Source organism: Bacillus sp. Y3 (assembly GCF_008123875.1).
GTDB classification, from domain to species: Bacteria; Bacillota; Bacilli; order Bacillales; family Bacillaceae; genus Bacillus; species Bacillus altitudinis.
In genome coordinates this window covers 235,701-248,450 of record NZ_VSSC01000005.1, presented here as the reverse complement: position 1 = coordinate 248,450, position 12,750 = coordinate 235,701, and the positions used below count along the sequence as shown (strand labels likewise).

Annotated in this window: 12 protein-coding genes; 9 read left to right on the top strand and 3 right to left on the bottom strand. The window is 39.0% G+C overall.

Going from position 1 to position 12,750, the window contains the following annotated elements; genetic code table 11:
* The first annotated feature begins 25 nt into the window (after nt 1-25).
* Complete coding sequence (locus FXF70_RS13530) at nt 26-979, top strand: polysaccharide deacetylase family protein (protein WP_017359068.1); 954 nt, start codon at nt 26-28, stop codon at nt 977-979.
* A gap of 33 nt (nt 980-1,012) precedes the next feature.
* Nucleotides 1,013-2,245, top strand: coding sequence for a M16 family metallopeptidase (locus FXF70_RS13525; protein WP_048001555.1), 1,233 nt, complete (start codon nt 1,013-1,015; stop codon nt 2,243-2,245).
* A 52-nt stretch (nt 2,246-2,297) separates the two neighbouring features.
* Here the strand turns inward: FXF70_RS13525 and FXF70_RS13520 are convergent, their stop codons facing one another.
* A complete protein-coding gene (locus FXF70_RS13520; protein ID WP_052463354.1) occupies nt 2,298-2,561 on the bottom strand; it encodes an acyl carrier protein in 264 nt (87 codons plus the stop codon).
* A gap of 170 nt (nt 2,562-2,731) precedes the next feature.
* On the opposite strand from FXF70_RS13520, the gene FXF70_RS13515 reads away from it, so the two are divergent.
* The 3 genes from FXF70_RS13515 to FXF70_RS13505 all read left to right on the top strand — a co-directional run bounded on the left by FXF70_RS13515 (nt 2,732) and on the right by FXF70_RS13505 (nt 7,307).
* Nucleotides 2,732-3,652: an aminoglycoside phosphotransferase family protein gene (locus FXF70_RS13515; RefSeq protein ID WP_262368840.1), complete on the top strand. Its 921-nt coding sequence runs from the start codon at nt 2,732-2,734 to the stop codon at nt 3,650-3,652.
* A gap of 173 nt (nt 3,653-3,825) precedes the next feature.
* A complete protein-coding gene (locus FXF70_RS13510; protein WP_187424773.1) occupies nt 3,826-5,595 on the top strand; it encodes an ABC transporter ATP-binding protein in 1,770 nt (589 codons plus the stop codon).
* Nucleotides 5,592-7,307 carry an ABC transporter ATP-binding protein gene (locus FXF70_RS13505; RefSeq protein ID WP_057079548.1) on the top strand — a complete coding sequence of 572 codons (1,716 nt, stop codon included), beginning with the start codon at nt 5,592-5,594 and terminating at the stop codon, nt 7,305-7,307. The genes FXF70_RS13510 and FXF70_RS13505 overlap by 4 nt, the downstream gene beginning before the upstream one ends.
* Here the strand turns inward: FXF70_RS13505 and FXF70_RS13500 are convergent.
* Nucleotides 7,294-7,554, bottom strand: coding sequence for an acyl carrier protein (locus FXF70_RS13500; RefSeq protein ID WP_041507289.1), 261 nt, complete (start codon nt 7,552-7,554; stop codon nt 7,294-7,296). The two genes, FXF70_RS13505 and FXF70_RS13500, sit on opposite strands and share 14 nt — an antisense overlap.
* A 101-nt stretch (nt 7,555-7,655) precedes the next feature.
* Between FXF70_RS13500 and FXF70_RS13495 the strand changes: the two genes are divergently transcribed.
* The 4 genes from FXF70_RS13495 to FXF70_RS13480 are packed head-to-tail and all read left to right on the top strand — an operon-like array spanning nt 7,656 to nt 11,611.
* A complete protein-coding gene (locus FXF70_RS13495; RefSeq protein WP_148780417.1) occupies nt 7,656-8,669 on the top strand; it encodes a hypothetical protein in 1,014 nt (337 codons plus the stop codon).
* A 19-nt stretch (nt 8,670-8,688) separates the two neighbouring features.
* The gene (locus FXF70_RS13490) at nt 8,689-9,267 is read left to right on the top strand and encodes a CYTH domain-containing protein (protein WP_148780416.1); all 579 of its coding nucleotides are present in this window, start codon (nt 8,689-8,691) and stop codon (nt 9,265-9,267) included.
* A gap of 5 nt (nt 9,268-9,272) precedes the next feature.
* Nucleotides 9,273-10,418 (top strand): nucleotidyltransferase domain-containing protein, encoded by a 1,146-nt coding sequence (locus FXF70_RS13485; protein ID WP_148780414.1) that lies wholly within the window; start codon nt 9,273-9,275, stop codon nt 10,416-10,418.
* A 23-nt stretch (nt 10,419-10,441) separates the two neighbouring features.
* The gene (locus tag FXF70_RS13480) at nt 10,442-11,611 is read left to right on the top strand and encodes a phosphoenolpyruvate carboxykinase (ATP) (RefSeq protein WP_148780412.1); all 1,170 of its coding nucleotides are present in this window, start codon (nt 10,442-10,444) and stop codon (nt 11,609-11,611) included.
* On the opposite strand, the gene FXF70_RS13475 is transcribed toward FXF70_RS13480, so the two are convergent.
* Nucleotides 11,608-12,690: a serine hydrolase domain-containing protein gene (locus FXF70_RS13475; RefSeq protein WP_187424772.1), complete on the bottom strand. Its 1,083-nt coding sequence runs from the start codon at nt 12,688-12,690 to the stop codon at nt 11,608-11,610. The two genes, FXF70_RS13480 and FXF70_RS13475, sit on opposite strands and share 4 nt — an antisense overlap.
* Nucleotides 12,691-12,750 lie beyond the last annotated feature (60 nt).

Sequence of the window (12,750 nt, the reverse complement as noted above, 5' to 3'; positions counted from 1 at the left end):
TTGTGGTAAAGGGGAGGGACAACCATTGAAAAAAACGATACCATTCTTTGTGTTTGTATTTTTACTGCTCGTGTCATATCAAACGATGAAGCAGCCGGCTGCTGTTACATATATGAATTCAATGAAAGAGCACGCCGAGGTAGCATCTGTTTCAAAAGATATTCTGTATCAAGAGATCGAATCGAAGTCTTCTGACTATGAAGAGAAGCCGCAAAATGCTAAGATTGATAAAGTGTGGAAAAAGATGCCTGGTTTAAATGGACAGACAGTCGATATCGATGCTTCTTACGAAAAAATGAAAAAACAGGGCTCTTTCGATGAAAAGCTGCTTGTTTTTAAAGAAACAAAACCATCTGTCCATTTACATGAACTTGGTGCTGAACCTATCTATAAGGGACATCCAGACAAAAAGATGAATGCATTCCTGATCAATGTAGCTTGGGGCGACGAGCATTTAACAAAGATGTTGAATACACTAGAAAAGCATCAAGTGAAGGCAACCTTTTTCTTAGAAGGCAAATGGGTGAAAAACAGTCCAGACCTTGCTAAAAAAATCGTGGCAGATGGTCATGAAATTGGAAATCATTCATACAATCACCCAGATATGCGCACACTGACAAGAGAACGAGCATTAGAGCAGATGATTAAAACAAATCGCCAAATTGAAGAATCCCTTGGGAAAAAACCGATATGGTTTGCGCCTCCAAGTGGCAGCTTTAAAGAAGAAACAGTAAAGCTTGCGAAACAAGAAGGAATGGAAACCATTATGTGGACAGTAGACACGATCGACTGGCAAAAACCATCACCAGCTGTATTACAAAAACGAGTGCTTGGGAAAATTCACAATGGGGCGATGATATTAATGCATCCAACAGACGCAACAGCGAGAAGTCTTGACGCACTTATCACTCAAATCAAAGAAAGAGGATATGAATTAGGAACGGTTTCTGACCTCCTAAGTGAAAAAAGACATCCGTGATGCGATCTGTTTGTTGAATAGGAGGAGCAAAACTTGGTCAAAACGTATACATGCCAAAACGGAGTAAGAATTGTACTTGAAAACAATCCCACTGTAAGGTCTGTCGCAATTGGCGTCTGGATTGGAACAGGTTCTAGACATGAGACACCAGAAGTAAATGGGATCTCACACTTTTTAGAGCATATGTTCTTTAAAGGAACAAAGACGAGATCTGCACGTGATATCGCAGAATCCTTTGACCGCATTGGTGGTCAAGTGAATGCCTTTACGTCAAAAGAATATACTTGCTATTATGCAAAGGTACTTGATTCACATGCTGGGTATGCCCTCGATGTGTTGGGTGACATGTTTTTCAACTCTGCTTTTGACGAAGAAGAGCTGAAGAAAGAAAAAAATGTGGTCTATGAAGAAATTAAAATGTATGAAGATACTCCTGATGACATCGTTCATGATTTGTTAAGTAAAGCCATTTACGGTGATCATTCATTAGGTTATCCGATTTTAGGGACAGAGGAAACACTCTCTACTTTTAACGGTGATTCCCTTAGAAAATATATGGACGAATTCTATACGCCAGATCGCGTCGTCATCTCTGTTGCAGGGAACGTCGATGACACCTTCATTCGTGAGGTCGAAACATTATTTGGCTCGTATGAAGGAAAGGGGAAAAAGCAGCCTGTCGAAGCCCCGCAATTCCACTATGACAAATTGACACGCAAAAAGGAAACAGAACAGGCGCATCTTTGCATGGGCTTTAACGGACTTCCTGCTGGAGATCAGGGCATCTATGACTTAATCGTCTTAAATAATGTTCTAGGCGGAAGCATGAGCAGCCGGTTGTTCCAAGACGTAAGAGAAGATAAAGGACTTGCGTATTCTGTATTCAGCTATCATAGTTCATTTGCAGATAATGGAATGCTGACGATCTATGGTGGAACTGGAGCGAAGCAGCTGAACCTGCTATCTGAAACCATCTTACAAACATTAGACGTCTTAAAACGTGAGGGAATTACGCAGAAAGAACTTGAAAACTCTAAGGAGCAAATGAAAGGCAACCTCATGCTCAGTCTTGAAAGCACAAACAGCAAGATGAGCCGAAATGGTAAAAATGAATTACTCCTTGGCAAACATCGTACGCTTGATGAAATTATTGATGAAATCAATCGCGTCTCATTAGACGGCGTGAATAATTTATCGAAAAGAATCTTTACAGAAGATTATGCTCTCTCGCTTATTAGTCCAACGGGGGATGTACCTTCTGCTTAAACAAAAAAAGGCATGTCTTTTTAAAGAGATGCCTTTTTTTCATGCCTAAAGATTAATCAGCTAACTTGTTTTGCAGCTGATGAACAATTTTATTGATTGTCGAAAAGTGCTCTGTCAATAGTTCCTCATCTGCAAATTGAATATCAAAAACCTCTTCTAATTCCAAAATGAGTGAAACTGCTTTAATTGAATCGAGACCGTGATTTGTTAACTCTTCATCTGCACCAATAGAAATCTTGCTATCATCGTCCAAAGAACGCAGGACCAAATCTTTTACTTGACTTGATAGTGAAAGGGCATCCGTCGTTTCATTCATCTGCAACGCTCCTCTTTACAAATTTTCTATTCTTTACATAAATTAACTATATTAGAATGGAAAAACATTGTAAAGCAGTTTCGATATAAATAGGAATTGTTGATCATTCTCTTCAAATGAAAAATTTGGTAGAGTGAGAAGAAAAGAGACTGGGAAGGATGGATCAATCCATGAATAAAACAGACCTTATGCAGCACATTCCCTTATTAAAAAAAGCGATCTCCATAGACCAAATTGATAAAGGCTATTCTCGAGATGAAAAATGGGTCGTGACGATGTCATCAGGTGAAAAGTATGTCCTTCGATTCACAGATCAAGACCAATATGACAAAATAAAGACGCAATTTGAGCTCCTTTCCCAATTAAGACGTCACGGTGTTCAGTGTGCTGATCCAGTGAAAATAGGTGTTCTAGATGAAACACAGCAAGTGTACTATATTTTATCGTTTGTAGAAGGTCAAGAAGCAAAAGAAATCATGAGTCAGTTAACAGAAGAACAGCAGTATGCGATCGGGGTAAGTGCAGGACGGGATTTACGAAACATGCATACATATCCAGCGCCATCACATATCGAACCTTGGGAAGAGCGTGTTGTGAAAAAGCATCATCGATATTTAACTGCTTATCGGGAAAGCGGTATCTCCATAGAAGGGGATGAAAAAGTTGCGCAGTTTATCGCACAGCACATAGATAAGGTGAAGGGAAGGCCTAACCAATTTCAGCACGATGACTTTCATTTAGGGAATATTATTATAAAGAATGATAAATATGCAGGGGTTATTGATTTTAATAATTTTGATTGGGGAGACCCCATTCATGATTTTTATAAAGTAGCTCTCTTCAGTAGAGAAACAAGTGAAGCATTTGCGGCTGGTCAAATAAATGGGTATTTTGATGGTGAAATACCAGCTGATTTTTGGCAGCTTTACTCTGTATATGTCGCAATGAGCATCTTTTCATCGATTATGTGGGTCATTAAATTTGATCCAGGTCAAATGGATGAGATGATCGAAAGACTAGAAAATGTATTAAAAGATCATGATTATTTTCGTCAAATAGAACCTCATTGGTATACGCGTATCACTAGATAACAGTGAAATATAGGACGATTAGGCGGTGATGGAAGTCACTGCCTTTTCTGTTATAATGATACAAATTACACATTGTCATGAGTAGAAACATTTTATATAATCCAAACAAGGATCGAAAAAGTTGTAAAAAAATTCCGTTTTTTGTTGAAAAAGAGCAAAAGGCTGGTGATGGATTGAAACAAATCGACAAAGATTCAAAGCAGTTATGGCGTGTATATTTATGGACACTCTCATTTTTAAAGCCTTATACAGGTAAAGTGATTCTAGTCATTATGAGTGGATTCGTTATTACCTTGAGCGAACTCATTATACCTAAATTTATTCAATATTTTATTGAAACGATTTTGCCAGCAAAAGACTTTTCTAAAATGAATGGATTATTGTTAGGCCTGACTGGCTTGATAGCACTTGGTATTATACTGACAGCTGCACGAAATTTATGGCAAAGAAAATTAATCGAACAAGCCTCAAGAGATTCACAATTTGCTGCCTTCCAGCAAATCCGTCAACTCGGTTTCTCATACTACGAACAACATTCTGTTAGTGAAACACTCTCCTTTGTTAACACACAAACACGAGCTGTACAAGAAATTTACAGACGCTACTTCCCACAATTTATCAATCAGACACTATTTATCGCCATCTCACTATACTTTATGATACAAATTTCTATCTTACTCACTCTCATCATTATTCCAAGTTTTATTCTCTACTATATCTTTGGACCTTGGCTTGAAAAAAAGGCAACGATCTACGGAAGACAAAGTGCAGAAGGTTTTCGCACATTGCAAACAAAATTATACGAAAGTCTTGCTTCAATGGAAGAGCTTAGAATTTTAGGTTATATGAATTGGGACATGAAGCGGATTCAAAAGCTGCATGAACAGGTCCGCCAAGATCATGAAAAAAATGTTTTTTTCGCTTACTTACGAGGAAGCAACCGCAGGCTCACTTATTATATTGGTGCTCTAGCTACATTTGCTCTCGGCATCTACCTTGTAAATAATGGCCAGCTGACGACAGGCGGTTTTGTGGCATATATACTATATTATTTTTCAGCAATGCATATGCTTACTTCTATTGTCACACTTCTAACAGAACAACGAATCTTAACCTTTCAAATTGAACCTTTATATCATTTTATGAAAAAAACACCAGATATTAGAGAGCCTCGTCAGCCTATGCTGCTTGATCAAGTCGAAGGCGATATCGTGTTTCATGACGTTGATTTTCATTATCCCAATCATCCTCCTTTATTAAAGGGGATGAATCTACATATTCGGCGTGGTGAAAAAGTGGCGCTTGTCGGTACGAGTGGTGGAGGGAAAACATCGCTTCTTAAATTAATTGGACGCTTTTATGATCCCTCATCTGGGATGATCACACTTGATGGAGTTGATTTGCGCTGTTTACCTACTAGTCAAATAAGAGGTGCGATGGGGTTTGTTTTTCAAGAAACGTTTTTATTTAATATGAGTGTAAAGGACAATATTCGTTTTGGAGATACAAGTCTTTCAGATCAACAGATCATTGAAGCCGCTAAAAAAGCTGATTGCGACTCATTTATAAGAGAACTAGCAAACGGATACGACACCATACTTGGTGAAAGAGGATTAAAACTTTCTGGTGGTCAAAAGCAAAAGATCGCGATTGCCCGGCTATTTGCTAAAAATCCAACTGTTGTATTACTCGATGAAGCAACAGCATCTCTTGACAGTGTCAGCGAGCAAAAAGTCCAGCAGGCATTACATCAAACATTTAAGGAATCTACTGTCATTGCAGTCGCACATCGTTTATCTACTGTAAGACATTTTGACAGAATTATTTTGATAGAAGACGGTCGTATGTTAGAAACTGGACATTTTAATGAATTGATGAGAAAAAAGGGACATTTTTATCAATTGGCGTCTGACCGCTCAGAAAAGGAGGCAGGTGTAACATGAGGAAAAATTGGCTGTTTCTTTTGATCACAAAGCAAAAATGGATGCTCATCCTCGCTCTTTTACTCGTTTTGATTGAAGCAGCAGCTAATTTAGCCATGATCGGGCTGCAAAAGTGGCTCATTGACGATGTCCTTTTGAATAGCGGCAATCAACAATTCCCTCATATCTTGATGCTGTTTGCCATCATTTTTCTTGTCTATGTTGTCATGTTTGTCGCCAGTCCATATGTGATGCACAAAAACTACCTTACCATCCACCATTCATTACAGAAAAAGATGTTAGATCAGCTTCAGCAAGTATCGATGAGATCATATAAAATTCATCCAGTTAGTTATTATTTACACAAGCTTAACCAAGATGTAAAGACAGTCGCTGTCACAGCTGCTTTACATATACCGAAGATTGTACAAACCATTTTTATGGCCGTTGTTTTATCGATCATTTTACTATCTGTGAGTCCTGTATTATTTTTCTTGCTTCTTTTTGCAAGCACGTGTTATTTCATTGTCGGTAAAAAAATGGCGAAAACGGCAACAAACATCGCAAAAGAAGTGCAAGAGAGAAAGTCAGATCTATTCGTGCATGTCGAAGAAGGAATTTCTTCTACAAGAGAAGTGGTTGCATTTGATCGACGCAAATGGGAAATCGGTTTGTATAAAAAGCTATTTAACAAGATGATGGATCGTGTCATTAAAGAAGGTAAGTTTCAAAATAAGCTTCTATTTTTAACAGAGCCATTGAAATGGTTTGGAATACTATCTGTGCTTGTGTTTGGCACATATCAAGTAGCAGCAGGAAACATGTCAATCGGCTTATTTGTCGTCATTTACCAATATGCTTCTCAATTAATGAAAAGTTATCAGGAGTTATTCCAGTATGTATTTGAATTTTTCCACCAACGTGCATCTGTTCATCGAATTGCAGATGTACTGCAAATAGAAAACGAAGAAAAAGGAACGAAGCGAATACATTCTGTGGAAGATGTGGTGTTTGAAGATGTTTGTTTTTCTTATGAACAAACATCTAAAGGGGCTTTAAACGACTTGAATCTTCATATTCCAAAAGGAAAAAAAGTGGCCATTGTTGGAGCGAGCGGCAGCGGGAAATCGACTATCTCAAAGCTGGCACTTGGACTTTATCAACCGGATAGCGGAAACGTTTTAGTAAATGGCGTTGAACGATCAGAGATAGAGCCATCTCATTTCTTAAAACGAGTAGCCGTTGTCCCGCAAGAACCCTATTTCTTCCCAGACACCATACGTCTCAATCTCATCATGGGATTAACTGATATTACTGAAGAACAACTTGAGCAGGTTTGTGAAATTGCACAAATTCTTCCCTTCATTAAAGGACTTGAAAAAGGATTTGATACAGTCATTGGAGAGAGGGGAATTTCCTTGTCAGGGGGACAACGACAGCGTTTAGCTATCGCTAGAGCGCTTTTAAAACAGGCTGATTTTCTGATATTAGATGAGGCGACATCGGCCCTTGACCGGCAGACAGAAAGGCAGGTTCAAAAAGGGATAGACGATGCAAAAGGAGGAAGCACTTTGCTTGTGATTGCACACAGATTATCGACCATACAAAATGCAGATATGATCTATGTACTTGAAGACGGTGCTGTTCAAAGCTGCGGTACTCATGAGGAGCTGATGGAAGCCTCCTCGCATTACCGCTCTTTATTTATGGCGCAGGTCATCACAGCGTCTTAGTCAGTTTGGTTTTGACCAAAGTAAAGAGTCGATCTAAGGTGCGGAAGTGGTCAGGGTGTAATTCTTCGTCTTCAAACGCAATGTGAAAGGTGTCCTCTAATGAAATAACAAAAGAGACAATTTGGACAGAATTTAATCCTAAAGCTTTTAAACTATCATCAAGGCCTGGCTGCTCAGTGAGCGACAACTTATTCATCACAAGTTGGACAATTTTTTCTTCAACTTCTGTTCGTGTCAGTTCATTCATGTCGTGGCTCCTTTCTAAAAGATTAATATGTGTTATATTTTGGTGGATGAAGAAGAAAATTGCAATCGTTTTTATCAATCTATCATAAGGGGTGGCATTCATTGTCATATGTAAGCTATCAAAAAAATAATGTTCGTGTGGTATTAGGGGCAGATGAATCAGTTCAGAATTTAGTCATCAGTAAAGTACATCCCTATGTTGAGTGCAGCAAAATAACAGACAGACTTGAAGGAGACGTTTGGACGATTTTAACGAGCAAATATGCACAAGACATTCAAACAGAAGTGCCACTTGAAGAAGTCTTTTATCAAACCAAGATGGAACCTCGCTGCCGCTACCTGTATCACGGAGAGAAGAAAGTCGTTGTGATAGATGAACCAAAAGATGTCAGATGGACAGCCCAACACGCACTGCGTTTAATAAGAGTACTGCTTCGCCTTTTGTGTTATCAGGATGGACTTGTCTATTTGCATGGCGGCATGATGGAGATGAATCAAAAAGGGATTGCACTAGTAGGAGGATCAAGAGCGGGCAAAACATCCACCATTTTATCCTTGTTATCATTAACCGATGCAACGTATATCACAAACGATGATATAGGGATTTCATATACGAACAACGAGTACAAAGGAACTGGTTGGCCGAGATCTATGAGTATTCGGAAAGATTCTTTTGAAGCCATTGAAAAGCTTGGAACACCATATAGACTTCAAACATCGAGTCATCCATTTAATGAAGATGATAAGAACTATCATTTCGTCTATCCGGAGGAATTAGAAAAATGGTTTTCACGTGAAGTCAAAACAATGGGGAAAATCGATGTCATGGTGTTTCCTGAGTTTTTACCTCATGGGCAAACGGGCGCCACACTTTCGAAAATCAGTCCACATGAAGCAGGGGAACGTCTAAAGGAGCACGCAGTCATCAATCCTGGAAGACATAATGAATTCCTCTTACCATATTTCACATTACCGACACCCGAAGCGCTAGAACCATTTCTTAAACATCTAGCGGAAAAGATCCCTTGTTATTCATTAAAACAGGCATTTACTTCTTTAGAGAAAGGAACCTTTCTCATTCAAGAGCTTCTTGAACAATCCGATATTGTCGTGTAAGACGTTTTGGAGGTGAGTCATGGTTGAGCAGGAGTATAAATATTTGTTGTCACAAGCAGATTTTCAACACATCTACAACATATTAAGTCAAAATCATAAACCCGCGTATCTACTTAACTTCAATTACTATTATGACACCTCAGATTTTTTATTAAAACGATATGGCTATACCGTACGGATCCGTCAAACCAGCGGCAAACGAACACTTGAGATCAAATGTCCCAGTCAAACATCTGGCTATAAAAGAGTAAGAGAAGAAATGTCATTTCCTATTGAGGATCTACCGCAAAAACTAGATGTACAGAACTTCATAACGTCTTTACCTTTTACAATGACTGAACAGCCAGAGTTGTTAGGACTATTGGTTACTGAACGAACTACCTTTTATATCGAGACAGGCATCAAAGTGGATCTGGATCAAAGCAGCTATCTTGGCATCACAGATCATGAATTAGAAATTGAATATGACAGTGAAAAAGCATATGAGGCAGATCAATGGTTTCATAGACTAACAGATGATTTGGACATACCAGTCAATCGAAAAGGGAAACGCACTCGATTTATCACTCGATTTAAATCACTATACGGGAAGGAGTAATCCACATGCGAGCTGTTTTGGATCAATCCACTCTCTCAAATGAAGAGAGGCTGCTATTACTTGGCTCACGTATTCAATTAAATGAAAAAGAAGAAGAGTTGATGAGAGATGTATTAAAAGACGGCATCGATGTACCTCAATTGATTGGACTTGCATCAAGACATAAGGTACTTCAACTGATGACGCCTCATTTGATTCGCCTTGATGATGAAAAAAAAATCACGACAACCTACAAATTTTTACTTCATTATCATTATATCGGGAATCGTCAAAAAAATATGGAGAGATTCAAGGAATTAAAGCGTCTTTTACAAACATTTCGAAAAGCAAAGCTGAAAGCAGTCCCTCTTAAAGGAGCCATTTTAACGCCTCTTGTTTACAAAGATTATGGACTCCGAATGATGTCAGACATTGATTTCTTAATTCATCCAGATGATCGAAAAAGAGCTTCTTCATTGCTCAAGGAGGAAGGGTTTATCATCGGTAAATATGACTGGGCAACCGATCAAGAAATACCGATTTCCCGAGAAGAAGAAATGATGTGGAGAATGAATGCCGGGAATCTTTATTCACATATTAAACGGAGCGGAGAAGACTTTTTGAAGGTTCACCGTGTTGATTTCTCATACGATGTTGAGCTGAAAAAAAACTACGACGCTACAAATGCCTTGCTAGATGCTGCTAATGAAAAGTCATTTTTGCAAACGGATACTTATATGCTTGAACCTTTAGATTTTCTCATTCATCTTGCTTTCCATTTATACAAGGAAGCAACAAATGTACAGTATGTTTATTTACATGCAGATCTCAATTTGATTAAGTTTTGCGATGTAAGGGAGTACGTCAAGTTTGCTGAAGAGCAAAACCAACTTGATTGGCATGCTTTGCAAGCAAGAGCGAAGGAATTAGGGGCCGAGAAAGCACTTTTTTACACGTTTACGTTTGTAGATTTATTGTATCAAACGAACTATATCGATCAATTGCAGCAGTTAGACATGAGTGACCAATCGTTCTTAGAAACCTATGGAGAAAATGATTTTGGTTCTTCGAAAATGTGGAAGAAATCTTTTGTTGAGCGTTTTTTTAGCTTGGATAATCGCGATGAGCTTGAAGAGGAGCCTGTCGTACAGCTGTTCCCTGAAAGGCAGTAGCAAAATGAAGAGGAGGATTCTATATGGAGATAAAAGCGCTTTTTGAAAAGCCAAAGAATGATTTTCCTTATGAAAAATCATTTGTGTTTGCAGGTATTCATTTTAACATTTTATCAACCGAATCGCTGGCAATTGAAGATATCGAACATTATATCCCGAAAGAACCAGATAGCCATGTCGGGGATATGCCTTCACAGATTGATATACGGTTCATCATTGATCCTGACCTTGAACAGTCCGTTCGCAATGCGTGCTTTCAAAAGGGTGAAACGATTACAGCAAAAAGGAAGTTTACTTACAAACGATTGAAATTAGACGATCAAGTATTGTTTGCCTCGCATGAAGGTGACGAGCCGCATAGTGTGGCGATCTATAAAGGGCGTTATGCTGTGATTGGAAAAAACAATAATGAATCTGCAATACGCTGTCCACTGCGAATCGTTCGAGAAATTGCCCTTAGAACATTAGAAAATCAAGGTGGATGCTTTACGCATGCAGCGGCTGTCTCTTTTGAAGATGGCCAAAAAGGAGCGCTCATTATTGGCGATAAAGGTGCCGGGAAGTCAACCACTATGTGGCAGTTTTTGCATCATGGAGGAGCAGATTTCATCACAAACGATCGTTCTATTTCAGTGCTTGAAGATCAGGAGCTTACTGTGTATGGATGGCCGATGTGCTTAGCACTTGGAGTAGGAACCGTCCAAGCCACAACAAATATACAGGAACTGAAAAACAAAAAATTCAGCCGGTCACAAGATAAAAGAATATGGGATGAAACCATATCAACAGAGGAAGAGGCAAAAGAAAAATGGGCGAGCGGCTGTAAGTTTGAAATTACACCAAAAGAAGCTGCTGACATGACAGGAACAACGATTCGGAGCTCTACGAAGGTAAATATGGTGATTTTCCCTTCACTCAAAATAGGATCAGGTGAGATCAGGCTTGTACCAGTAAAAAAAGATGATCAGAGAGCAAAAGATATCATGGTCGCCAATATAAGAGAACCAGAAGATCCTGACTATTTAAAAGGCTGGCTCGGCCTTCGGCATGTGTCAGACACCTTTCTTGAACAAAAGGCATCTGAGCTGATCCATCATTTATTCAATATGCCATGTTTTTATTTAGAGGGTGATCCACGGTATTTGCAGGACGCGATTCCAGATCTATTAAACAAAAAAGTGAGTTCCATTTAAAGAGACGATTGTCTAAACATTCGTTTGAGCCGGTCTTCACGCTTTTTTATCTGTTCGTGATCTGCTGGCAGCAAGATTTGAAAGAGCATGTCGGCAATCGGCCGAGCGAGCCTTTCGTCAGAGTTTAAGAGAATGCAAACACCTAATTTACGCTTTGGAATGAAGCCAATATAGGAGGTGAAGCCTTTAATTTCTCCGCTATGTTCAGCTAAGGTGAATCCGTTAAAAGGTCTCAAAAACCATGAAAGACCAACACCTCTAGTGAAATCTTCTTCAACCATAACGGGGCTTTGCATTTCTTTTAGCGAATGCTGATGAAGCAGACGGTTTCCGTCGTATTGAGCTTGAATGAATCGAATCAAATCATCTGCTGTAGAGAATAGTCCGCTTGAACCGTCCTCCCAAGATGGTGTTTCAGCACTTGGATAGGATATGCCGGAAAGGCCAGAGGAAGAAAGGGTATACCCTTTGGCTGTTGATGCAGTTTCAATAAATCCAGTTTGCTGCAAATCGAGCGGTTCTAATATGCGGGTATGCACTAATTCTCTAAGTGGCTGTTGACTCACTTTTTCTAGTACTTTACTTAAGATTGAATAGCCAAGACTGGAATAATTGATGATAGACCAAGGCGGTGTAAAAATAGTCAGTATTTCCATGCACTGAGCTAATGTCATATCTCGCAGATGAGTTGCTTTATCGAGTGTTTTGGGCAGTCCTGAGATATGAGAGGCAATCATTCGGAAAGTGAGTGGAATTGGTTCAGATATGTGACTTTTTATGAAAGATAGTAAAGGTTCGTAAGTATGAATAGGCTCATCGAGTTGAATCAATCCTTCCTCTCGCATTTTCATCATGACCATTGCAGTAAAAGGCTTAGTCACAGAACCAATTCGAAAGGTTGTGTCTTTTGTAATAGGGGTGCCGCTTTCAATATCAGCGAGGCCCTCATGCCACGACCAAATGTGCTTATCTTCATGAGAAATACAAATAGAGCAGCCAGGGATTTGATGTTGATTCAATAACTTCTTCATGTCAGTGGTTGTATCTTGCAAGCGTTGTAGGATCGATTCATTGATCAAAATAGACACCTCTTTCATACAGAATATATATATATTACCAAATGTTTCATGTTGTTTTAA

What these genes read in the sequence shown, in the direction of transcription:
- FXF70_RS13520 (WP_052463354.1), bottom strand. Translation starts at nt 2,561, where the DNA reads ATGAATGAAACGACGGATGCCCTTTCACTATCAAGTCAAGTAAAAGAT.
- FXF70_RS13515 (WP_262368840.1), top strand. Translation starts at nt 2,732, where the DNA reads ATGAATAAAACAGACCTTATGCAGCACATTCCCTTATTAAAAAAAGCG.
- FXF70_RS13505 (WP_057079548.1), top strand. Translation starts at nt 5,592, where the DNA reads ATGAGGAAAAATTGGCTGTTTCTTTTGATCACAAAGCAAAAATGGATG.
- FXF70_RS13500 (WP_041507289.1), bottom strand. Translation starts at nt 7,554, where the DNA reads ATGAATGAACTGACACGAACAGAAGTTGAAGAAAAAATTGTCCAACTT.
- FXF70_RS13490 (WP_148780416.1), top strand. Translation starts at nt 8,689, where the DNA reads ATGGTTGAGCAGGAGTATAAATATTTGTTGTCACAAGCAGATTTTCAA.
- FXF70_RS13485 (WP_148780414.1), top strand. Translation starts at nt 9,273, where the DNA reads ATGCGAGCTGTTTTGGATCAATCCACTCTCTCAAATGAAGAGAGGCTG.
- FXF70_RS13480 (WP_148780412.1), top strand. Translation starts at nt 10,442, where the DNA reads ATGGAGATAAAAGCGCTTTTTGAAAAGCCAAAGAATGATTTTCCTTAT.